The sequence below is a fragment of the Crossiella sp. S99.2 genome (assembly GCF_023094165.1).
Taxonomy (GTDB): domain Bacteria; phylum Actinomycetota; class Actinomycetes; order Mycobacteriales; family Pseudonocardiaceae; genus Crossiella.
On sequence record NZ_JALMDK010000006.1, the window covers coordinates 165,987 to 188,638 of the forward strand.

The 22,652-nt window shown below is 67.2% G+C and carries 15 protein-coding genes; 5 read left to right on the forward strand and 10 right to left on the reverse strand.

The window, feature by feature from the left end:
* Positions 1 to 412 precede the first annotated feature (412 nt).
* Genes MZC64_RS23865 through MZC64_RS23875 form a run of 3 tightly spaced genes read left to right on the forward strand, consistent with a single transcriptional unit; the run spans position 413 to position 5,699 of the window.
* A complete protein-coding gene (locus tag MZC64_RS23865; RefSeq protein WP_374205796.1) occupies positions 413 to 2,419 on the forward strand; it encodes an AAA family ATPase in 2,007 nt (668 codons plus the stop codon).
* Positions 2,416 to 4,875: a WD40 repeat domain-containing protein gene (locus MZC64_RS23870; RefSeq protein ID WP_247759648.1), complete on the forward strand. Its 2,460-nt coding sequence runs from the start codon at positions 2,416 to 2,418 to the stop codon at positions 4,873 to 4,875. The genes MZC64_RS23865 and MZC64_RS23870 overlap by 4 nt, the downstream gene beginning before the upstream one ends.
* Entirely contained in the window at positions 4,872 to 5,699 is an 828-nt protein-coding gene (locus tag MZC64_RS23875; RefSeq protein ID WP_247759645.1) for a serine peptidase, read from the forward strand. Before MZC64_RS23870 ends, MZC64_RS23875 begins: the two co-directional genes overlap by 4 nt.
* Positions 5,700 to 5,937: 238 nt before the next feature.
* Here the strand turns inward: MZC64_RS23875 and MZC64_RS23880 are convergent, their stop codons facing one another.
* The 8 genes from MZC64_RS23880 to MZC64_RS23910 form a co-directional block, all read right to left on the reverse strand.
* Positions 5,938 to 6,480 carry a hypothetical protein gene (locus tag MZC64_RS23880; RefSeq protein ID WP_247759644.1) on the reverse strand — a complete coding sequence of 181 codons (543 nt, stop codon included), beginning with the start codon at positions 6,478 to 6,480 and terminating at the stop codon, positions 5,938 to 5,940.
* A 405-nt stretch (positions 6,481 to 6,885) separates the two neighbouring features.
* Positions 6,886 to 8,745, reverse strand: coding sequence for an NlpC/P60 family protein (locus MZC64_RS48785; protein ID WP_247759643.1), 1,860 nt, complete (start codon positions 8,743 to 8,745; stop codon positions 6,886 to 6,888).
* 46 nt (positions 8,746 to 8,791) lie between these two features.
* Positions 8,792 to 9,982, reverse strand: coding sequence for a LysM peptidoglycan-binding domain-containing protein (locus MZC64_RS49155; protein WP_374205786.1), 1,191 nt, complete (start codon positions 9,980 to 9,982; stop codon positions 8,792 to 8,794).
* 41 nt (positions 9,983 to 10,023) lie between these two features.
* Positions 10,024 to 12,426, reverse strand: coding sequence for a hypothetical protein (locus MZC64_RS23890; protein ID WP_247759642.1), 2,403 nt, complete (start codon positions 12,424 to 12,426; stop codon positions 10,024 to 10,026).
* The gene (locus MZC64_RS23895; RefSeq protein ID WP_247759639.1) at positions 12,423 to 13,838 is read right to left on the reverse strand and encodes a hypothetical protein; all 1,416 of its coding nucleotides are present in this window, start codon (positions 13,836 to 13,838) and stop codon (positions 12,423 to 12,425) included. The genes MZC64_RS23890 and MZC64_RS23895 overlap by 4 nt, the downstream gene beginning before the upstream one ends.
* A 69-nt stretch (positions 13,839 to 13,907) precedes the next feature.
* Positions 13,908 to 15,338 carry a hypothetical protein gene (locus tag MZC64_RS23900; protein WP_247759638.1) on the reverse strand — a complete coding sequence of 477 codons (1,431 nt, stop codon included), beginning with the start codon at positions 15,336 to 15,338 and terminating at the stop codon, positions 13,908 to 13,910.
* 32 nt (positions 15,339 to 15,370) lie between these two features.
* Positions 15,371 to 16,081: a GGDEF domain-containing protein gene (locus MZC64_RS23905; RefSeq protein ID WP_282105794.1), complete on the reverse strand. Its 711-nt coding sequence runs from the start codon at positions 16,079 to 16,081 to the stop codon at positions 15,371 to 15,373.
* A 190-nt stretch (positions 16,082 to 16,271) separates the two neighbouring features.
* Positions 16,272 to 16,607, reverse strand: a complete 336-nt coding sequence (locus tag MZC64_RS23910; RefSeq protein ID WP_247759637.1) for a winged helix-turn-helix transcriptional regulator — start codon at positions 16,605 to 16,607, stop codon at positions 16,272 to 16,274.
* A 515-nt stretch (positions 16,608 to 17,122) separates the two neighbouring features.
* On the opposite strand from MZC64_RS23910, the gene MZC64_RS23915 reads away from it, so the two are divergent.
* Entirely contained in the window at positions 17,123 to 17,734 is a 612-nt protein-coding gene (locus tag MZC64_RS23915) for a LuxR C-terminal-related transcriptional regulator (protein ID WP_247759636.1), read from the forward strand.
* Positions 17,735 to 18,352: 618 nt separating this feature from the next.
* Complete coding sequence (locus MZC64_RS23920) at positions 18,353 to 19,159, forward strand: SDR family NAD(P)-dependent oxidoreductase (RefSeq protein WP_247759635.1); 807 nt, start codon at positions 18,353 to 18,355, stop codon at positions 19,157 to 19,159.
* 55 nt (positions 19,160 to 19,214) lie between these two features.
* On the opposite strand, the gene MZC64_RS23925 is transcribed toward MZC64_RS23920, so the two are convergent.
* Both MZC64_RS23925 and MZC64_RS23930 read right to left on the reverse strand, forming a co-directional pair.
* Entirely contained in the window at positions 19,215 to 19,874 is a 660-nt protein-coding gene (locus MZC64_RS23925) for a hypothetical protein (protein ID WP_247759634.1), read from the reverse strand.
* Positions 19,875 to 19,997: 123 nt separating this feature from the next.
* Positions 19,998 to 22,439 (reverse strand): LuxR C-terminal-related transcriptional regulator, encoded by a 2,442-nt coding sequence (locus MZC64_RS23930; RefSeq protein WP_247759633.1) that lies wholly within the window; start codon positions 22,437 to 22,439, stop codon positions 19,998 to 20,000.
* Positions 22,440 to 22,652: the final 213 nt, after the last annotated feature.

Sequence of the window (22,652 nt, forward strand, 5' to 3'; positions counted from 1 at the left end):
TGATCTTGGTGGCGGTCTCCACTTGCTGACGTAGCCGGTGGTTTTCCAAGGTGAGCCGCTGGATGTTCGCGACGGCCAGTTCAAGGTGCTCGGTGAGTTCGCGGTTGTCCCGCCGCAGTTTGTCGTTGTCGAGCTTAAGTTGGTCGAACCGGCTGACCGCAGCCTCAGCCGATGCCGGCGAGCCTGACCTCTACCCTCGCTTTGGGGTAGGAGTCATGGTGTGGACAACAATAGCGATGAGAACAACTCTCGCGCAGAGGCGTGAGACGTCCTTACGCCACCATCGTGTCGCGCTCGCGGGAGCCGTAGCGGGGGTGTTCCTCATCACCGGCTGTGCCGGTTCGTTCGGTAAAGTCTGCACCGAGACTGGGCCGAATTGGGTGGTGAGCGGTTGGCCGTGCGCCGGGCTCTCGTGGTGGGGATCGCGGCGTTCGCCAACGGCCGCGGCGATGAGTTGTCATACGACGAGCAAGAGCCGGGGTGGTCGGCGAGCTGGCCACCCTTGCCGGGAGCAGATGACTGGGCCGGTCGGTTGGCCGCAGTGCTTGACGACCTCGGTTACCACGTGACCCTGCTCGTGGGTACGGCGGCCCCAAACGCAGCCGACCTGGGTGCCGCAGTGATCCGGATCATCACGGAGTCCGATCCGGACGATGTCGTGATCGTTCACGTGATCACTCATGGGTACCAGCCGCTCGATCTCGACATCGCCTACGCGATCGGGGCTGACGGGTGCCGCGACGAGGCGTGCGATGTCGATTCGTGGGTCAGAGCGGTGGTTGCGGGCGGAACTGCCCGTCCGCAAACCCTGTTCCTGCTCGACTTCTGCCGTTCTGGTGTGGTCGCCGTACCCAGGTGGCACCGCCGACCCTTCCAGATGTCCAACCGAGCCTGGGTTCTTGCGGCGTGCGCGCCCGACACGGATGCCTTCGACTGCGGTTTCAGCCGTGCGGTGGTCGCCGCGCTCGAGGAAGTTCGCGCGGGGAACTTCTTCGCCCACCCGGCCCGGCCCGCCGTCGGGTACCTCGCGGTGTCGGCGCGAATCCGCGACCTCGTGGCCGCTCACGGAGAGGACCGGGTGCTGCCGATCCAAGAACCCACAGGGACGCCGATCGACACGATGGTCGCCGCGCGGTTGGACCTACCATTTTTTCCGAATCCGGACTACCGGCGCGCTATCGCCAATAGCGACCTGGCCGACGTGCCGGACCGGCTGGCCGAGTTCGCTCGCGAGATCGACCACCTGGCCGATCCGCGCCACTTCCGCGACCGCGCGGCGGCGCGCTGGGACGCCGGTCGCCGACCTGGGCTCTTCCAGGGACGAGAGCGTGAGTTGCGCGCATTGTCGGCCTGGGTGACCGGGGACGGCGACGGGTCGCCGCGCATCGTCACCGGCAGCCCTGGTGTGGGGAAGTCAGCGCTGCTGGGTGTCGTGGTGTGCGCCGCGCACCCGACCTTGCGCGGCCCAACCGAGGAGGTTTGGGGACATCTGCCCGCGCCCGCCGCGACGCCGCACCTCGCCGCCGTGCACGCCCGTCAGCAGACCGCCGAAGCCGTCACTGCGTCGCTGCTGAGCCAACTCGTGCCGGAGACGGCGGCGTCCTCAGTCGCGGACCTGATCGAAGTGCTCGCCGAGCGTGCCGACGCTCCGGTCATCGTGATCGACTCCTTGGACGAGGCGGCCGAGGCGGCCGACTTGAGCACGCGGGTGGTCGTTCCGTTGGCGCGCACACGACGTGCGGACGGTTCCCCGGTGTGTCGCCTGATCATCGGTATGCGTCCCTGGGAGGAGTTCGCTCCGCTGCGCCAGGCCGTGCTCGACGGTGGAGGCGAGATCCTCGACCTCGACGCGGTCCCGGCGGCGGAGCTGGCTGACAGCCTGCGTGTGTACGTCGAGCGTGTCCTGCAGGCCAGCCCTGGGTACGGCTCGGTCGAGGGACACCGGTTCGTGGGCCCGATCGCCGACGGGATCGCCACGGCCCTGACCAGCGAGCCGGACGGCGACCGCCCGCGATGGGGTGGGTTCCTCATCGCGCGACTGTTTGCCGAGTACGTCGCGCACACTTTGCCGCCGGTCGCCGACAGGGCCGGGGTCGAACGCCTTATCGCGCATGTCCCGTCGACCTTGCCCGAGGTGCTCGAGACCGCCCTTCGCCAGAGCGGAGTCTCGCCCTGGATGCGACCGGTCCTCGCCGCGTTGGCGCACGCGCGGGGCGACGGCATGCCCCCCGCGGTCATCCAGGCGATCGCGCCTCTATTCGCGCCGGCGGACGCGCGGTCGCCTTCGGCAAGTGATGTGCGCCAGGCTCTCGCGGACGGCCGGTTCTACCTCCGCCAGTCGGCCGACATCACCGGCACGAGTATCTTCCGGCTGTTTCACCAAGGCCTCGCTGAGTACCTCCGGGAACATCCACGATGAGCGGCATGGGCCCGGATAACCTCGCCAAGCTCGCCGACATCCTGCTCAGTCAGATCGGCCGCGCGCCTGATGGGTCGCGCCGCTGGGCGGAAGCTGACCCATACCTGCTGCGCCACGCCGTGCAGCACGCGGTCGACGGCGGGCGGATCGACGAGTTGCTCACCGATGCAGAGTTCCTCGTCTACGCCGACCCCGCAACGCTAGTTCCCGCGCTGCCCGGCGCCTCACAGCCCGCAGCGGTCACTGCGGCCACCGTCTACCGCATAGCCATTGAGGACGTGCTGTCCGCGACTCCCGAGCGGCGCCGCCAATACCTAGCCATGAACAGTGCTCGGCTCGGTGCCACGGTGTTGGCGCACCGGCTCAGCCGACCGGCCGGGACGCCGCTTCCGCTGGCGCCGCTGTTCTCGACCGGCTCCCAGATCATGCCGGCCGTACGCGCGGTGTTCGACGACGGGGACTTCCGCGTGCATGCCGTGGTCGTGACGCGGGTGGCCGATCGGCATGTCGTGGTGAGCACTTGCACCGACCGAGACGGGTACGACACGATCATCCGGTTTCGCGACCTGCACTCGGGCGAGCTCACGGTGCCGTCTATCAGGTTGGTGGACGAGCACCGTGAGGTCGGCGCGCGACCGTGGCACCAGGACCTGCTCGCGGCGGCCGAGGTCGACGGCGCGGCGGTCGTTGTGATGCGCAGCCGCGACAGCCTTGTGGTGCGGTCCGCAGCCACCGGAGAGGTGGTTCGCGTGCATCCGGTGAGCAACGGAGGCTGCCTCGCCACAGGGGTGCTGGCTGGGCGCGCCGTAGTCGCAGTCGACGAAGACCCGGGAGTGCTAGTGCGTGACCTTCACTCCGGGGTCGCGATCATTCCCGTGATCGATGCGCCTGCCGGCGAGATCTGCTCCCTCGAGATCGCCGAGATCGGTGACCATCCCATACTCGTCGGCGCTGTCGCCAGCACCATGATGTATGGGGACAACGACCCCGGCGGCACCTGCTGGGTCGTCGACCTCCAGCGTGGCACCCGGATCGGACCCGTGCACCAGTGCCCACCGCGCTCCGGATCGCTCACGGCTCGCCTGGCCCAGCTCGACGGCCGCCCCGTCATTGTGACAGGCCCCCGGCACGTGCACACCACAAAGCATGGCACCCGGGAGCAGCCGATGGTGCAGATTCGCGACGTGTTTACCGGCGAAGATCGGTTTCCGGCCTGGTCACAATACGAGGGGGTGACCGCGCTCGCCGCGACGGTGCTGGACGGTCGCGCCGCACTGGTGATCGCCAGCGGGGACGGCGCCGTAACTGTCCGGGAGTTGGGCGGTGCCCACGACCCGCGTGAGCTGATGCGGCTTCCTGTCGCGCGTGGTTACGCGACAGACCTCAAGACCGTGAGGACGGCCGGGCGCACCCTAATCGTTGCCGCATGTGACGACGGCGTCGTCCGAGTGGCCGACATGGTGCAGTCGAAATCGGGGCCTACCGACGTGTCACCGGGTCACGAGATAGGAGTGGAGTCGGTCGCCCTGGCCCGAGTGGACGGCCACCCGGTCGTCCTCAGCGGTGGTCTGACAGGTGACCTGTACCGCCGTGACGCCCGTGCCGGAGGCCGGGTGTCTCTGCTGCGTCATGGTGACCTGCGGATCACCGACATCGCGGTCGGCACCCTCGGCGGCCGCACGGTCGCGGTGACCGGCAGTCCTCAAGCTGGCGTTCGGTTACACGACCTCGCCTCAGGTCTGCCCCTCACGGACTACCCCGAGCCGGGCGCGGAGAAGGCATGGGTACACAGCGTTGACCTGCTGTGGCCAGAACGCGGGCCGGTCATTGTCGGAGCGGGTGATGAAGGCCGGGTCTGGATGTGGGATGTACGCACCGGGGAACTGCTGCTGCGCTGGATCGTTCCCGATGACGATCACAGAGCAGTATGGCGCGCCATACTGCTGGACGGAGCCCCCGTGCTCGTCGGCTTGCGCGCGCCTTACGCATCGGACGTCACCATCGGTCACGTCCTTCAGTACGACCTTTCGACTCTGACCCGGCGTGACGTCACGATCGACGCCTTCGAGGGATACAACGCTCGGCAGTCGCTGGCCGTGCATGACCAGGACGAGACTCCACTCCTGGTGTTCGCCGACTTCGAGGGCACCCTCGCGGTGTGGGAGGCCCGAACCGGCGCACTCGTCAGCCGCGTCGTCAACACCGACGACCAGCGATATCAGACCGCGCTCGCGTGCACAACCGTCGGCGGTCGCGCCGTAGCCGTGGTCGGCACGCAGACCGGGCATCTTGGCGTGCACGACCTGCGCACCGGCGAGCGCATCATGGACACCGTGGTTCCCGGCGGATGGATCCACTGTCTCGCCGTTGACGACGACGGACTCGTGGCCATCGGATACGGAAGAGAGGTCGCCGTACTGGACATGGGCGCATTGGAAATCGGTGGTGACTTGTGACCCGCATCCTCGGCGTGCACGGCATCGGCAACCTCGACCGGCACCGACCCGCCGAGCTGGCCGCCGAGCGTCTCACGAGCACTTGGCGAACACAGCTCGCCGGCGGCGGCGTACTTGCCGAGCCCGCAGCAGTGCGCGTGGCGTACTGGGCCCCTAACCTGCACCGACGCCATCGACAAGGACCCGACACCGATCCGACGACCCTTTCCATGGGCGAATTGGACGTGCTGGCCGCTCTGGTCGCTGACATCGACACTGTCCACGTGAGTCAGGGTCGGCTAACGCTGCCGCTGAGGCAGGCCATCGCCCTGCTCGCTGCCCGTCGCGGCGTAGCCGAGTCCATGATGTCCGCCTTCGTCGCAGTCTTCTGTCGCGAAGTCCATGCCTACCTCCAGCGGCCGAACAGCCCCGGCCGAGCCGCCACCCGCGCCACGGTGATTGATGCGCTCGTCGAGCATCAACCGGACGTAGTCATCGCGCATTCGCTCGGCTCGGTGATCGCCTACGAAGCCCTTTGGGCCATGCCCGACATCGACGTCGACTTACTGATCACCCTCGGGTCGCCACTCGGCCTGCCCAACATCATCTTCGAACGGTTGCTCCCCGCGCCTCGCCTCGGCCGCGCACACCGACCGCCCGGAGTCCGGCGCTGGGTCAACATCGCGGACCCCGGTGACATTGTCGCGATCCCCCGGTGGTTGGCCCGGAAGTTCGACGGAGTGAACGCCGACATTGAAGCATCGATCCACCGCCTGGACTTCCACCGAGCAGCGGCCTACCTACGGCTCCCGAACGTGGCCGCGGCGATCGCAGAGCTCACCTGACTTATGATCGCGCACATGCGGGGCTGTCGGCGTCGAGTTCCGCAGTGATTCCAGCGGGGCTGTGCCGAGCGACTCGCTGGCTGTGTACGGTTCCTGCGCCGAGTGCAGCAAGTATTGAGGCGATTGCTTCTTCGGGGTTGGTATCGGCACTGAGGTTACTGAGTGTGACCCCTCTGGGGTCGAGTTGGGCGCACGAGGGGAACTCCTGGCTGGCCGGCGACAGACTGCCACCGGAACCTCATCTCGTCGTCGGGTCGGGCATGGGGACCCCGCATCGGACGCAGTGACCGTCGTCATGTTCATGGATCCCTGCGCGGTCGCTGACGCAACCGGCGCGCAGGATGTCCTCACTGGTGGTGGCCGCACGGCAGGCCAGGCAGAGCCCCCAGGTCTCGGCGATCGCGCTGTCAGCAGGCAGGGCCAGACCACAGCTGTAGCACAACAGACCGGCCTGCCTGATCGCCAGCAGCAGGTCAGCTCCGCACACGTCGGGGTCCTCGGCAAGGGAACCAAGCTCAGCCCACGCCAGGGTTTCCGTCACCCGATGCCATTCGGCGTCGGTGACTGCACGGGGATGTGGATCGGTGGCAGGGACGAGCATCGCTTGGAGGTGCCGCCGGGTCCAGAGCGCCAGCCCGAAACCGAACCTACAAGCCAACTCCTCAATGAGGTCCGCAGCCTGATTCTCGGTCAGCTCGACGTTACTCAGGACGAAACGCCACGCCGGCGGCCACGCCGAAGGCTTGAACAGACCGATCTCATTGGGCGGTGGAATGGTCATGATGTGGCTCCATATCGGTGATTCGAGTCAGCTTGACGTCTACTTCGGACTGGTCGGCAGTGTCGATCGGTGTGGGACCGCCGTCGCAGGAAGCAGGGACGGCCCCGCATTCCGGGATCTTCCGCTCCAGTGTGGTGCGTATGGAACTGGCGCCGTTGCGGATGATCCGCGGCCGGAGACGGCCGTGCGTGAGTCGGTCATGAGGTCGGTGGCCAGGGTGGTGACAGGATCGCCGGGTATCGTTACTTCCGAAGGCGTGGTGGCAACCAGGACGGGTGGGTAGCGCGTTCCGGTCCCGTGTTGGCAGGCCTCGATCATCCAGCTGTCGCTGGGACTGGTGTCGACTACTGTCGGTGCGGTTGATGCATCGGCGTGCTGTTGAGCCTGCGCTGTCCACATCCGGAGTCACCCGCTCGGCCGGTAAAATCCGAGGAACTTCATATTCAGGTTGGTAGTGCGCAATTTCCTTACCTGTACCGGATCGCCCGCCTCCACCATCCGGCCCTCCCCGATGAACATCGCCACGTGCCCCTGCCAGACGATCAAGTCACCGGGGCGGAGCTGCTCTCGGGCAAGGCGTGTGCCAGTGGCCTGGGCACCGGAGGTGCGTGGGATGTGGACGCCTGCCTGGCGGTAGGCCCATTGGGTCAGGCCGGAACAATCGAAGCCCTTGCCTGGGCTGGTGCCGCCCCAGCGGTACGAAACTCCGAGCTGGGTCAGGGCGGCGCGGGCGGCGACGGATCCGCGGCCTGAGACGGCGGGTGACACCGGTGTTCTGCTGGCTGCGGCGTGGCTTGGGCGGGTGGAGACAGTGGGGGTGGAGCTGGCTTGGCCCTGCGGAGCCTCTGTTGGCTCGGGGCCGTTTCGTTTCGCTGTCGCCTGCTCGACTTGAGCGCGGGTGCTCGTCGTCAGCTTGTCGAGTTCTTCGGTGTGCCGGCGGTTGGACTCCTGAGTGGTGGACAACAAGGCCAGGGCGGCGTGTCTGACTGGATCGTCAGGGGTCGGCGCTGCGGCAAGCTGACGTTGGACATCCTGGATGGCCTCGGCCGTGATTCGCAGCCGGTCGGTTGTCGTGGCCAGAGCGTTCTTGGTGTCTTGCGCGCGGTGGAGGGCTAGGACTGCCTCTCCTGCCGCGAGCAGGCGGGCGACGTCCTCATGGGTCTGGCGAGCCGCGGCCAGAGCCTGTTCCGCACTTCCTGTAGCGGTGTGCGCGGCGAAGGCACTCTCCATTGTGGACAGGGCGGCCTCGTTGTTCTGGAGCCTGACCAACTTGATCTGGAGATCGGGTAGTCGCTCGCGCGCCCTGTCAATGGTCACGCGGGCCCTGGTCGCTCGTTCAAGCAGGCCCTGGCCAGTGCTGCGCAGTTGTTGCGAGGCGGACTTGCTTGCTTCGACTGCGGACTTGGCCGCGGCGGTTCCACCGGCCACCGGTCCGGCTGCGGCTCCCAGGGTGCTGGTCAGTTCCTCCAGGGCGCGGGATGTCGCGGCGCCGCTCTGATTGTCGGTGAGGAACTTGTCCACCGAGGTCGCCGCAGTGACGATTCGCTGGGCGACTGCTTCGGCTTCGTGGACCGGGCCGTTGGCTTGACGCAGTGCACGCTCGGCGGTGAGATCAGCGGCTGCCTGCTGAGTTTCGGCAAGCATCCTGGAGTGGGTCTGGTGCAGGCTATCGGCTCGGCGGAGCAGGTTTCCGGCTTCGGCGACAGCCTCCGGTATCAGTGCTTGGACAGCGGGTGCGGCGCGGTCCGCGGAGGCTCGGAGGCTTTGCAGGGTTTCCGTGGTGCGAACCAGGTCGGCCTTGGCCTTGGTGATAGTCGCCCCGTGCGGCCGGAGCTGGTTGAGCGCCGCAGTCGGTTCGGACTTGTGGCGGATCGTGGTCATCGACTGCTCGGCGGTCTGGATGATGCGGCCAGCCCAGGCCAACGCGGTTTTTGCCCGGTCGAGTTCTGCCATCAGCAACGAGGGTTGCTCCGACGGTGAGGTCGGGCGGCTGGGTGTGGTGACCGACGTCGTTGGCGCGCTGGATGTCTGCTGTGGCGGTGTTGCCTCGGCGGTTGGATCGAGCATCGCGCTGATCGGTGAGGCCGCTGCCAGGGCGGCGATGCTGCCGGCCAGCGCGACGCCGATCGCGGCGGGGCGGGCGGCGGGATGGCCGCGCAGTACTCGCAGCGCTGACGTAGCGAGGTTTCCACCGTTTGCGGCGTCAGTGGACTGCTGTTCGCTGCCAGCCATGTCGGGGCTGAGGTGGTAGAAGTCGCGGCGCACTGCCGTTCTCCTCGTGTTGTGGGTGCAGGGTGGAGTCGCTGCTGGGTCAACGGGTTCCGCGCTGTTCGGGATTGCATGCGGCAGTGCCGGGAAGCGGTACGAGACAGCGATCCCCCGACTGGGCGCCAAGTAGGTCGTTGAGCAGGGACGGAAGCTTGGCGGCGGGTCGCACCGGCGGGGTCGGCTTCGGCTGGAGTTGTGCTGGCCTGGCCGGGGTCGGTCGTGGTGTCCGGATCGAGGGTGCGGTAGGCCGGTGGAGTTCGACGGGAACGGCGCCGTGTAGCCGGAGCTTGTCGCCGGGGTGGATGCGGTCGTTGGTCAGCCGGTTGAGGGTCTTCAGTTCGCCGACGTCGGTTCGGGCGGTTGTGGCGATCTGGCTCAGCGTCTGACCTGTGCGCACCGTGTGGTAGTCCGGTCGTCGGTGGGCAGGTGGCGGTGCCACCTCCTTCTCCTGCTTGGCTGCGGGGGTTGTGGGAGGGGAGGCGGGCGGGTGTGGCTGGACGTCACGTTGTTGCGGGGCTTGCGTTTGGGCGGGCTGGCTGGTGGCTGTGCTCGCGGGGTGTGTGGTCGGAGGTGGCGATGTTGTGGGCGTTGGGGTGCTGGGCGTCGGTGTCTGCCGCGTGGCGGAGGCTGCTGCGCTGAGCAGCCGACGCAGGCGATCCGGGGCGGCCCCGGCTGTGCTGGTTTGCCCCGGGGAGACTTGGCCTGCTGCAGGTCGAATGTCGGTGGTGGCACCACCTGCGGACTGGGTGTGCTCAGCCGCGCTTGCCTGGCCGCGGTCTTGCTTGGTGGTGGCTTCGGTCTGGGTTTGCCGGACGGCTTGTTCCGGATCCGCTGGCGGTTGCTGCGTGGGTTTGGGTGTGGTCGTGGTCGGCTTCGGGGACGGTTCAGGTGGAGAGGCCGGCGGTGGTGCGGGTGGTGTCGGGGGTTGTGGGTTTGCATCGGGTGCTGGCGGAACGGAGCTGGGGCCCTCCAGCTGACTTGGTCCTGCGTCAGTGCGCAGGGTGGCGTCTATGGGTGGGGTGCCGAACTGGGTTCCGGTGATCACGACCGCGGCCACGGCGGCGAGCCCGCCCGCGGCGTATCCGGCCGTGCGCCGGTTGGGGGTGCGGCGGAGCTCGCGCAGGCGTGCGGCCAGGGGGATCGTGGTACTGAGGTGTTCGGTTGTTGCGGCGGTTTCGGAGGCTGCCTCGGAGGCGTTGAGGCCGTGCCAGGGGTCAGCGGGTGCGGCTGCCATGTCGATCTCCTTGACGAGTGCTGGTCGATGTGAAGGATGGGTCAAGGGAGGTAACGCGGGCTGGCCGGTTTGGTCGGCAGCGCCCACTGTGGTGAGTCGAAAAGAAGTTCTCGGAGCAGACCGAGTTGGAAGGTATGCCGAGCGGCGCGATAGGCGCGGACGGCGAGGTGGCGGAATTCCTCGACCGGGTCGGTGCGGGTCCAGGTCGCGGTGTGGCTGGCCTCCCGCAACGTCAACAGGGTGTCGAGAAGCTGGGCCGAGGCGTGGTCAAGCGCGGTGAGAATGCGCTTACAGGCGTGCTCGGGAGGTTGGTCGCTCGTGGCGGCGAGCAGAAGATCGTGCACAGCAACTGCGAGGCCATCTGGGTTCAAGCGACTGCTGCTGGGCCACTTGTCCGGGAGGATGGCCACGAGCCTGGCCGCGAGGGCGTTCTCGTCGTCGAGCCACAGGGTCGTGGCGGCGGCGTTCGCGAAGTGGTGCAGGAGCACAGGTAATGGGGTCGCCAGGATCTCGTTGCGCTGGTGGTGCAGGGCGTCCTGCTGGTGGCCGATGATCTCGTCGTAGCGAAGTAGGTGCTTGCGACTCAGGTACCGGCGGGTGTCTGCCAGGGCTTGCGCCTTCTCGACGAGGCGCTGCACATGTGGGCCAGTGATCGGCTCACCGCCAGTGGTGGCCAGTTCAGGTTCCAGGGCTCGCATAGCCTCGGTGGCGTTGTCCAGTAGCAGGTCGTCCTCGGCGGAGAGGAGGAACTGGGTGGTGCCCGGGTCGCCTTGCCTGGCTGCGCGGCCAGCGAGTTGGTCATCGGTGCGGCGGGTGCTGCCGCGCCCTCCGCTCAGGACGAGTAATCCACCGAGGGCACGGACTTTGTCCAGGTCTTCGGGTGGGTCGCCGCCCAGGCGGATGTCGGTCCCTCGCCCGGCGACCGCGGTGGCGATGGTGACCGCACCGAGTCGACCAGCTCCGGCGATGACGGCGGCTTCATGGGCGTTGTCGCGGGCGGTGAGCACGGCATGGGGGATGCCGAGTTGGTCCAGGTTTCGAGAGAGGGCTTCGCAGTCCTGGATGGTCGCGATGCCGACGAGGACCGGGCGGCCAACGCGATGTGCGTCGGCGATGCGCTCGACCAGCGCGGTCGTGCGGCCGGTGTGGCTGGCGTAGAGCTGGTCGGGCAGGTCGGTACGTGCTGAGGGTGTGTGGGTGGGGATGCACAGCACTGGGAGGCGGTAGATGCGGTGGAGTTCGGCCGCTTCCCTGCGAAGTGTTCCGCTGAGGCCGCCGATGAGAGTGTAGCGGCGTAGGTAGCGTTGGATGCTGATTGCCGCGAGGGTGCGGGGCTCGGCTCGGACGGGTAGTCCCTCCTTGGCTTCCAGCGCTTGGTGCAGACCGTCGCTGAGGCGCCGATCTGGGAGTGCCCGTCCGGTGTGGGGGTCCAGGAGCACGACGCGGTCGTCGACGACGAGGTAGTCGCGTTCGTTCTGGTGGAGGAGTTCGGCGCGTAGCGCGTTCTGGGCGGCGGCCAGGAACTCAGGGTCGCGCCAGCTCCGGTCGTCGAGGTCAAGCGCGCGGTGGAGGGTCGCCCAGCCGTCGTCGGTGAAGTCGAGTTGCCGGTCGGCGAGCAGGCCGTCGTAGTGACGCACTGGCTGGAGCGTGGGGATGAGCGGTGCGATGAGGGTCGGCCAGTTGTGCGAGGCCGGTTCGGGGTCGCCGGTGATGATCAAGGGGGTGTCGGCGTCGTCGATGAGCACCGCGTCCGCTTCATCGAGGAGTGCGACGTGCGGGCGGCGCTGCAGGCGGTCGCGGGCCGCGGTGACCATGTTGTCGCGAAGGTGGTCGAAGCCGAACTCGCTGACGGTGCCGTAGGTGATGTCGGCTCGGTAAGCGGTTCGCCGATGGTGTGCTGCGGTGGTGGCGGTGATGGCCGCGGTGGTCAATCCCAGCGTGGCGAAGAGGGGAGCGAGCTGGCCAGCGTCGCGGTTGGCGAGGTAGTCGTTGGCCGTCATTACGTGGACGCCGGCGCCGGGTAGGGCGTGATAGGCCGCTGCGAGTGCGACGGTGAGGGTCTTGCCCTCCCCGGTGCGCATCTCCGCGGCGTAGCCGTAGGCCAGGGCTGCTGCGCCGAGGAACTGCTCGGGATGGAGCTGGACGCCAAGACTCCGTCGGATTGTCTGTGCTGTCATTGCGAAGACCGCGCGCTGCGTGCCGATGTGCCGGCGCCAGGACCGTGAACGTGGGCGGTGGCGGCGGATCTCTTGGTAGCGCTCGGCCAATACTTCATCGGGCAGATCGTGGAGGGTGTGGCTCTGTGTGTATGCCTGCCGGGCCAGGGCTCGCAGGTGATAGGGAATTCTTCGGTCCAGGGCGGCGCCGAGGCTGCGAATCGGATGTGGTGTCCGACGGTTGCTGTGGGCGGAAAATGGAGATTTTTGTCTATTGTGGACAGTCATCCGGCTTCTCTTCCGATGGATTGGCCTACTTTTCTGTGCTGCACCGCCACGGCGCCGTTGCCGCAGTCTGGACAAGGCACTTTCGGGAGGACGAAGCGTGGACCTGACGCACGTTCGTAGCCCGCCCAACCGCAAGGGCCGTGACACTCGTAACGCACGAGAAGTCCACGCCGGCGAGTCGGGGTGACGGATCTGTTGTGTCGCAAGGGCTTGGTCAGCATGACGGGGATCGGTCGTGGTGGGGACTCTGCCTCCTGCAGCGGCCCGAGGAGCCGGGCGAAAGGTTGAAGACCTAGTCCTTCTAGGTCCTCGTCATTGAGCCCGGCCACAAGGTGGTGTATCCGCCCGCCGGGTTGACTCATCTCGTTGCGCAGTGTGGTGAGGATGTTGTGCACGACACCGCGCCCGAGCCCGAACTGCGCGCCGATCGCGCGTTCGGTTCGCTCGCTCTCGGGCAGGTGTTCGTGCGGTGGCAGACCCAGCGAGCGGGCGATGATGTCCCGCTGGGCTGGTCCCAGTTGGAGGCTGTCCAGGAGGACACGCCAGCCGGAGGTGGCAACACCACCGCGGTCGTCGACCCGCTGGAGCGCTTCTTCCTCCCAGTCCTCGCTCCGGGTGTCCGAGCGGTCGTGGAACGCGGGCCGGAGCAGCAGTACTTCACTGGCACCGACTTCGGAGGAACGCACGCCGCGCATCAGGGATGGCATTCCCAGGCCGGTGTGACGCCGCCGCATGCGGGTTCGACGCTCGTCGTCGATGTCGGCCTGGGTGAAAACCGCATCGGGTTGAGCCAGCAACTCCGTGTCCGTTGGCTCGCGCCCCAACTGCTCGGCGAGTGTGGCCCGCATCCCCGCCATGCGGAGGAACCGGGCGTGGGTGCGAGCGGGTACTGAGACCTGGTAGGTCAGGCCAGTCAGGTCACGTTTGACGTGTTCCTCAATCCAGGCGCGCAGGTAGTGCGCCCCGCTGGGCCGGGCGGGGTCGTAGGCCCAGATGCCTTGGGCGACCGCGGCCCGGCCGGTGTTGAGCATGTCGCTGAGGTCCGCCACGACGGTTCTGGCGAACTCGCGTGTGCGCACCTGCCGGACGATGCGCCGGATCATGCCCTCGGCCAGGCCGACCAGGTGTGCGGTGACGATCTGTCCGGCGCGGTGGTGTCCCGCCAGCAGCCGCCGCACGGCCGGGTCGGCGACGTGCTCCTGGATCTGGGTCCAGCTCATTGTCGTGGCCAGCCGTGACCGGATCACGAACTGTGGCGGCTCTTCCTGTCCGGCGATCCACCTGTCCGTGTTGTCGGCGATGAACAGGACCAGGTGCGCGGTGTGACCGGCGGCGGCGATCGGGGCGAGTTTGGCCAGCGCCAGCGAGTCCAGGTTTGGGTGGCTGCGACACAGGGCCCGGACCGCGTACACCGAGGGCGGTGTGGTCGTCGGCGGTTGCTGGGCCCGCAATGGTCTCTCCGTCTCGTCTCGTTCGGCGGGTCAGGCGTCGCGCTGGAGGCGGTACCGGCCGACTAGGGTGCGCCGCAGGCGATAGGCCGTACGCGGGCGACCGTCTCGGTGCAGATGCGGCAGCAACCGGGCGACTGCCTTGGTGATGGGGGTGACGCGGTCGGGTCCGAAGAGGGCCTCGGTAAGCAGATGGACCCTGGCCGCCCATTCCGGGCAGTCCCACAGGAGCCGGAGGTAGGTGCCGCGATTGACTGCGCGGGTGTGGTGTACGCCGGTGTCGGGCAGGTACTGGAGATGCCGGAGGTCCTTGTGGTGCCGGAGGTCCTCGACAGGCGGGACGAGACCGGGATAGATACGGTTCCACACCAGCCCCAAGTACCGCAGGGGCAGGGCGTGTCCCTCCGGGGCGCCCAGTGTGGTGAGTAGCGAGTCCAGAGCGCGCACCGAGGTCCGCGTTGGATCGGTGACGAGCAGGATCTGACTGGCGGCTTCGATCAGTGGGCGCAGCCGTTCATGGCTGTCCTCGTCGACGGCATGGGTATCGATGAGGACGATGTCGTAGCTGTGGCACAGGACTCGCAGGATCGAGCCGATGTCCACGGTGGCCGATGTGCGGGCGGGAGCTGGTGGGTTCGCGGGGGTGAACACGTCCAACGGAACCGCGGCAAGGCGCTGAACTCGGCCTGCTAACGCGCCACTATCCTGTGTGGAGCTTTCCGCCGCCATGGTGAGAGTGGACAGTGTCGGCTCCCGGAGGTCGAAATCGGCGACACAGACCCGCGGTGGCGGCTCGGCGCGGTGCTGGGCAGCGACATAGGTCGCCACGGCCAGGGCGATGCTCGTCGTTCCGACGCCGTCCCTGGCCGAGAGCACCACCACCACGTGCGCTCCGAGACCGCTGTCCGAATCGACGGGGTCTGGTGCCCGGGTGAGTGTCAGCGGATAGCGCCAGACCTGGGCCTGGGCCTCGTCGATCGGTGTGGCTCGGCCGACGGCGAGTCCAGCGGGCAGTGCCGCGACGAGCGCTGTGATCCAGGTGCTCGCGGCATGGCCGTGCGACACAGGGACGGCGACCAGGATCCGACCGGGTGGCAAGGTGGTTGTCGCCGGATGCAGTTCGGGGTGTGCGGCCAACACCGCGGCCGGGAGTGGCGGCTCATTCGGCTGAGGTTCGTTGCGGAGAAGGACGAGGGTGAGCTCGTGGGCCGGCGCTCCGGCCAGTGCCGCCAGCCAGTGGGCCAGATCCGCTGGCGGGCCCGCGTGCTCGGTGAAGACGACCACGTTGTGCCTGCCGCCCCGGATGAGCGGCGGGTCCGTACTCAGGAACCACGCCAACTGGTGGAGGTCCTCAGCGACCGGTTCGAGGTACCACCCGAGGCCGGCGCCTCGGGCCGCCGTGACGACCAGCTCGCTGGGCAGGCCGCACACAATGAGGTGCACCTGGCTGGGGTCGTGCTCCATCTGGCCATCCCCTTCGATCTCGACGACCTGTTTCAGGACTCTCGTGCGGAGGCTGCGGGCACGGTGGCGATGCGGATGAGGCCGCGTCCAGACTGCTTGGCATGCAACAGCGCGGCATCGGCGAAGCGGATCAACTCCCCCGGCCCGTGGTTGTCATCCGGGCATGGCACCGCGATGCCCACCGAGGCGGTCAATCCGGTGATGGTGACCGGCGCGCCATGAACGCTGCGGGCGTTGGCGACGACGGTGGTGATACCGGCGCAGATCCGACGAGCCAACGTACGGGCCCCAGCCAGATCGGTGTCGGGGGCCAGGATCAGGAACTCGTCGCCTCCGTGTCCGCCGTACCTGCCGACCACGTCGACCGAGCGGGTGCACTCCTGGAGCACTGCGGCTACGGACTGGAGGACGGTATCGCCCGCGGGATGTCCGAACTGGTCGTTGATCCTCTTGAACCAGTCGAGATCGATGATGAGCAGTGCCAACGTGGCTGCTCGTCGCCGCACCTGACCGTGTACCTCCACCACCATCTCCTCCCATCCGTCCCGGTCAAGCAATCCAGTCAGCCGATCGACCCGCGGTTCAGCCGGCAGACGTCCGCAGGCGTGGCACCGCTGGCGACCTGCTGCGGTCTCCGATGGTTGAGACCCTCGGGACCGGTGTGGAGGACCGGGGACGCGAGGGTGGGTCCAGGTTGTCGAGACGCCGGGGGGCTGAAGTGATAAGCCGCGATTGGAGTTCATGTCACTCGTCCTTGAGATCTTGTCCGGCCAGTTCGGTGTTGTCCGGTTCTACACCGAAGACCCCCACGCACCTCAAGGTACGTACGAGCATTTTCTCCGAAAGAATTCGTCAGCAACCCATGAGTTCGCTCATCAAACGCAGCAACGGGCGCTCCGCCGGCCATTCGGCGGAGCGCCCGTAACTTCTGTTCTACTTGCCGATGGATCTCATCGTCGCGATAAGGCTCCGCGCCGCATCGGTCAACTCGTAGACGACCACTGGGGGCACTGAACTGTCGATCTCATGCCTCCTGACCAGGCCACGAGCCTCCATCGACCTGAGCGTATTGGTCAGTGTTCGATCATGAAGAACGCGTTCTCCTTCGGGCCGGCCCGATTCCGGACCCGCATGACGAATGCGAGACGCAAGCCTGGTGTACCGCAGGGGACCTTTAGATAGCACCGCCAGAACGGGCACCACCCATTCACCGGCCAGCTTCCGGCTGATTTCTGCCATATGTGGCCAGCCGTCATCGTTGTCCGCCACGATCCCTCCCCATCGGAACGGCACAGCACTACCGCGAGATCCCGATTAGAACCAGAGGCAAGACCGAACGCAGGCCTGAGCACAATTCGACTCGACCCTGACCTCGAGCGGCGCCAAGACCACCCGCGGGCACGGAGTGGCGATACTGAGCCATCGCCCCTCCCGGTTGCCGGATGAGGCCAGGCGACAGGGCGGACCGTGATGCGGATGGGTACCCGCCGTCGCGGTGCGGTACTCGATGTCTATCCCACCCCCTGATGGCATGTGCGAACAGGCAAGGCCGCGCCTGACAGCAGGCAGCGCGAACAGCACGAGAGCCCTCGCCGGACGACCTTCCGATCGCGAGACCACTTCCCTTGACCGTAGCATCCAGTTACGCTCCCAAGAGGAAAGCATAGGCATAACTAGTTATTTGTCAAGCTTCAGTACACTTGATCATGACTGCCTCATGTGCGGCGCATCCGGCTGGGGCAGGAGACGATGAGGGGGACCGCACCGTGGCGGAAGGTTCCACTTTGGCCCAGAAGCTCGACAGGCTGTTTGAGCTGACCAAGGACAGAGGTGGCAACATGGTGCGCTACGAAGACCTCGCCGAGCGTGCCGCCCAGCACTGCGGCGAACCCGTGAGCGCGGGCTACATCCGTCACCTTCGCTCCGGCGAACGCGACAACCCCACGTTCAAGGTCATCCACGGACTCGCGCACGCTTTTGGCGTCCCCGTGGGTTACTTCTTCGATGACGCGGTCTCCGCCGAGATCCAGCGCGATCTGGAGTTTGCCCAGTCGCTGCGGGCGGCCGGAGTGACCGACATTCAAGCCCGGGGCCTGGGCAATCTCACCGAGCGTGGACGGGCGAAGGTGCTCGCCGCTATCGAGGAGGTCACCGGCGAGGTATCTGGCGCCTACGTACACCCCGTGAACCGGCTGAGTGGGGCGCAGGGCAAGGTGCTGGCGTTGGTGGCCGACGGGCTTACGACCCCTGAGATCGCCGAGAGGCTGAACAGTGCCCCTAGCACGATCAACAACCATGTCGCCGCGATCTTGAAAACGCTGGATGTGGCGACCCGGCACGAGGCTGGCGCGATGTGGCGGGCACGGCATTCATCCGGTGACGCTCCTGCGACCTGATCCGGTCGTGGCGGTGCCCACCGATCCTGGGTTCAGGGTGCCCGCAGCGGCCGGCAACCAGTCCCTGTGGGGCGCCCTCACCATCGTGCTCTCCAGCAATGCCAGACCGCTGTGCTACGAGGATCTGTATGCGGACTGATACCACCGCGACTGCCGACCACGTCCGACCAGGGCGGGTCCTGCCACGACTGCCCCAAGGTGCTGTGGCCCAACAGTCCACTCCGGACGCTTCCGACCGAAGGGGAGACCGGCGAGTTGTTCCCCCAGGCGGAGTGTCGTAACACCGGCCCTGCGGCGGGGAGAGCGGCACCGAAATCCGCCGAGTCGCAGCGGAATGCGGCCGAGTGAGCCGCCAACCTGCCGTCGGGCGACGGTGCACCTACTGCTCCGCCGTCTTTCTCCGCGTTTATTGGCCCGAGCCGCCCGCACCACCAACGCATCAGCGACACGATGATCATTCTCTCGACGGGGTGCGACTCGCCGGGATGCGGCGCGCCTAGGTTGCCGCCCACCAGGCCAGGGGGCTGGCCAACTTCAGCCTGAGTCACCTAGTGAAGTGAGAATGTCGATCAGTGTCCTATCGTCGCGGCTCGGAGATCCACTTCAGGAGGAACAATCATGGGGCTGCTCGACGGCAAGGTCGCGATCATCACCGGTGCGGCGTCTGGGATTGGCGCGGCCGCGGCCCGGGAGTTCGCTGCGGAAGGGGCTTTCGTGCTCTTGGCCGACATCGATGTTGACGCCGGTGAGGCCGTCGCACAGTCGGTGCGGGGGCACGGCGGCCAGGCTCTGTTCCTGCGGACCGACGTGACCCGGGATTCCGACGTCGAGGCCGCGGTGCAGGCTGCGGTCGCCGAGTGGGGGCGGCTGGACTTGGCGTTCAACAACGCCGGCATCGATGGTGTTGCCTGCGATCTTGACCAACACACTGAGCAGGACTGGGGCCAGGTCATCGATGTCAATCTCCACGGTGTGGCGCGCTGCATGCGGTACGAGGTCAGGCAGATGCGCAGCCAGGGCGGCGGTGGAGCCATCGTGAACACCTCGTCCGCAGTGGGTCTGATGGGGGTGGACGTCGGCATCGCGCCCTACGTGGCTTCCAAACATGCTGTGGTGGGCTTGACCAAGGCCGCAGCCCTGGAGTTCGCGGCCCGTGGAATCCGCGTCAACGCGCTCTGCCCCGGTGGAGTAGCGACACCGCTGGTGGAGCACACCCAACAGCAGGGGGCCGGGTCCGAGGAGGCGGCGAGGGACATGATCCCTATGCGGCGCCTGGGCACTCCCCAGGAGATCGCCGCAGTCGCAGCCTTTCTGTGTTCTGACAAGGCCTCCTACATCACCGGTAGCACTGTGGCCGTCGACGGGGGGATGTCCGCCGGCTACCCGCGTCCGCTACGGGTTGCCGTGCCCGGCTCGGTGGGCTGACCACACCGTCCAGGGCGAGGGCCTGAGAACGCTCGACGAGGTGATGCGAGTCGGGCTAGCGAGACTGTCCTGCCGACCCGCTTCTCCTTCTCGGCTGCGTTGCCAGAGCAGGCGGTTGCGGTCGCCGGTGGACGCCCGAGACGAAGTTGATGGTCACGCGGTCGTGCCCTTCGCGCTCGGCTGCGGACACGGCCAGAAGGCGGGCGGCCTCGACGGCCTCTTCGACCCGGCGCAGATAACTCAGCGTGGGCAGTGCCTGGTTGAACTGTTCAACGTGGTGGAGAAGGGCGAAGGTGGCACGCTCCGCGACAACGTACGGCTCATCGGCGGTGGTGTTGGGCACCACCGCAGCCAGGTGGGTTTGCCAGACGCGGAAGTGGTAGTCGCTCCAGGCCCGCACCGGCGCGGGCAGGTTCGGAGGGACGACGCGCACCGTGGGCTTCGACACCGCGGCCAGTGTGTAGAGGACGGTACGCAGCGCGTTCACCAGCCACGGTAAGACTCGGCGAGGGCGCACCCGGGAAAACTGCGGCAACAACGGCCCCGTCGCAGTGGAACGCCACCCACAGGTGCAGCCGCTGCGTATCGCAGCACCGCCCTTGCTGGACAGCAGCCACGAGTCCAGAGCTTCGCCGGGAACGACGCGGGAGCCGGCAACGAGCAGCCAGTCATGCTCGACTTCCCGGCCTTCGTCGGTGGTCTCGATCCACCCCATCAGCAGCTCCTCTCCCTCAGGATCCGGACATCGGCAGGCTCGGTGTGGTGCTGCCTGCCAATGTCCACTCGCTGAAGCATTCGCTTTCGTTGCCTCGTGGTGCTCCCGGAGGAGCCGGGATGCCTAATGCGTCGGGTGCTCCCGTCGCCATTGCGCGGCGTCCTCCCTGCTACTCACGCCGAGCTTGCCCGTCAGTCTGTACACGTGGGTTTCGACCGTGCGGCGGCCCACACTCAGCTTCTCGGCGATCTGGCCATAGGAGAGCCCCTGCTCCAGCAGATCCAGGACCTCAATTTCCCTGGGAGTCAGGCCCTTCCCCTCTGCGGCATCGCCGGCCGGCGGTTGCGCGGCAAGGGCCAGGATCTCTGCCCTGGACATCGACTCGCCGCGAGCCCATGCATCGGCGTGGACCTTCGCAGGCAGGTTCGCGGTGCACAGTTCCTCGGCGCGGCGGCGCCGTGCGCTGTACGGCGGGAGACCGTGGATGTCGACACCGGTGTACTCCAGTAGCCGCAAGGACCCGGCCAGTAGCTCCGCTGCTCGCAGGTATCTGCCGTTCAGAGCCTCCACCCAGGCCTTGGCCTCCAGCAGCCAGGGCAAACCCCACCAGTCCTCACCAAGTTTCTCCCCGGTCTGCGCGGTGACGATTGCCTTGCGCAGCAACAGATCGGCCTCCGTGTGGTGGCCCGCTCCCATCTCGGCGATGGCGGTGGCCCACTGTGCCCAGGACAGCGACCAGGGAGCTCCCATGCGCTCGACACCGGCCAGGTGCTCGGCGCAGATCACCTTGGCGGTCTCGTAGGGGGCGTGCAGTGCCGCGCTGATGGCGAGCATCAACCAGGCCATGGTCGCATCGGTGGGGTTGTCCGCAGCGGCGAATTCGAGGTAGGACTCCCTCAGCCACTTCAGCATCGTCTCGACCTGCGCCGGCTCCGGGGCCGTGTGAGTCCAGCTGGTGGCGGTGACAAACCGCAGCTTCGGGTGGTTTCGACTGCGGTAGGCCTCCTCGGCTATGTCGCCGGCCCGGTTGAGCCACTCCACCGCTTCTTCGTCACGTCCCTGGCACTGCATCATCCAGATCGTGACCGCCATCGCTGCCAGTCTCATCTCGATGTCGGCGTCGTGCGCGGCGTCGACAAACCGGCGGATCCAGTCGATCGTTTCGGGGAGCCCGGCGCAGCGGAAGGGCCAGCGCGTCCGGGCCAGCTGCACCACCGTCCACAGGCCTTGCAGAGCACGTTCAGGCGCACTCGCGCACCAGCTCAGCGCGGCGCGGATCTGCGGCATCATCACGTCGGTGCCGACGACGATCTCGACCTCGTCGGGACAGGCCCACGAGTCGGCGTTGTGTGCCACAACGCTGTAGTAGAAGGCCCAGTGCCGATCCCGCAGCAGTTCCTCCTGCCCCGCCTCGCGCAGGCGCAGCAGGCCGTACTCGCGCAGCGGCACCATCATCCGGTAGCGGCCGGTGCGGTGGTCCATCTGCAACAAGAACTGGTCGACCAGGTCCGTGAGGTGCGGCAGGATTTCCTGCGCCGGCAGGTCGATCCCGGTGAGCACGCTGCGCCGCGGCCAGGTGCCCTGTGTTGTCAGCTCCTGTCTCGCTTGAGCGACTCCCCCGGCGCAAACGCCGCGCGCGGCGTCCAGATCGAATGGGCCAGCGAAGATCGACAGCCGCGCCCACAACACCTGCTGGGCTTCCGGGAGCAAGGAGTAGGTGTAGTCCAGGATCGACACCATGCTGCGGTGCCGATCCTGGGACACCGAGCGCACGGTCGGGATATCCAGCGTGGCGATCCCCAGATCTCCGGCCTCCTCCTGGTTGAGAAGGTCCGCAAGGATCTGCTGGAACGTCCGGCTGGCACGGTTGACCGCCAGGTGCACCAGGTACAGCGGGATGCCCCCACCCTTGCGGCACAACGAGGCTGCGGCAGCGATCTCCCCCGTGCCGAGTTCGGCGAGCACAAGGCCGGCCCGCTGTCGCCGGGTGTACTCGGCCAGCATCGCCATCGCTTGACTGGCCAGCATCTGCTCGTGGCTCGCCTGGGGATGTGGAGTCTTGAGCGGGCTGAGTTCAATCACCAGTTCGTCGACTACGTCCAAACGGGTACGGCTGGTGACCAGGAAGTGCAGCCTCGGACAGTGGGCCAGCAAGTCGGCAGCCAGCTCTCCGACCGCGTTTCGGCCAGTCGCTGGGTTGATGAGGTGCTCGGCGTTGTCGAGCACGATCAACATTCGCTGGTTCGCCAGGCGCTCCCGCAGCAGCTGGGCCACCGGGGTCACAGCCTGGCTATGCACGCCGACGGCATGAGCCACGGCCACTGCAAGGCCAACAGCCTCATTCACCTGGTCCAGTGCGGCGTACCTGATCCCTTGGGGCGGATAGCACTGAGCCGCGGTCATCTGTTTGACCACCTCGTCAGCGAGGCGTGTCTTGCCTATGCCCCCTACCCCGACCAGCACCACCAGCCGGTCGGTCGTCAAGCCTTGCTCGACAGCCTCCAGCTCGTCACCGCGACCGAACAGCCGAGGCGACCGTCGCGGCTGACGCGGCTGCTCGGTCACCGACCGTAGCTGGTCGCGGCCCGGCGGTCCCGTCGGTTCTGCATCCTCCATCGTGTCCCCTCCCCGACAATCCCCAGTGCTCAGGAACGGTAATACATTTCGCAAACTGCCTGGTCAGATCCACGAGTTGTGTTCCGGGCGGCTGCGGCACCAGCGGCGACGCCACGCGGCGCCACAGGCGTTTCCGTCAACCCAGCTGACTCCCCGAGCCCG

Coding starts and splice junctions, on each gene's coding strand:
- MZC64_RS23900 (WP_247759638.1), bottom strand. CDS start 15,338: ATGGAGCACGACCCCAGCCAGGTGCACCTCATTGTGTGCGGCCTGCCC.
- MZC64_RS23925 (WP_247759634.1), bottom strand. CDS start 19,874: ATGGGGTGGATCGAGACCACCGACGAAGGCCGGGAAGTCGAGCATGAC.
- MZC64_RS23920 (WP_247759635.1), top strand. CDS start 18,353: ATGGGGCTGCTCGACGGCAAGGTCGCGATCATCACCGGTGCGGCGTCT.
- MZC64_RS49155 (WP_374205786.1), bottom strand. CDS start 9,982: ATGGCAGCCGCACCCGCTGACCCCTGGCACGGCCTCAACGCCTCCGAG.
- MZC64_RS23905 (WP_282105794.1), bottom strand. CDS start 16,081: ATGAACTCCAATCGCGGCTTATCACTTCAGCCCCCCGGCGTCTCGACA.
- MZC64_RS23890 (WP_247759642.1), bottom strand. CDS start 12,426: ATGACTGTCCACAATAGACAAAAATCTCCATTTTCCGCCCACAGCAAC.
- MZC64_RS23880 (WP_247759644.1), bottom strand. CDS start 6,480: ATGACCATTCCACCGCCCAATGAGATCGGTCTGTTCAAGCCTTCGGCG.
- MZC64_RS23870 (WP_247759648.1), top strand. CDS start 2,416: ATGAGCGGCATGGGCCCGGATAACCTCGCCAAGCTCGCCGACATCCTG.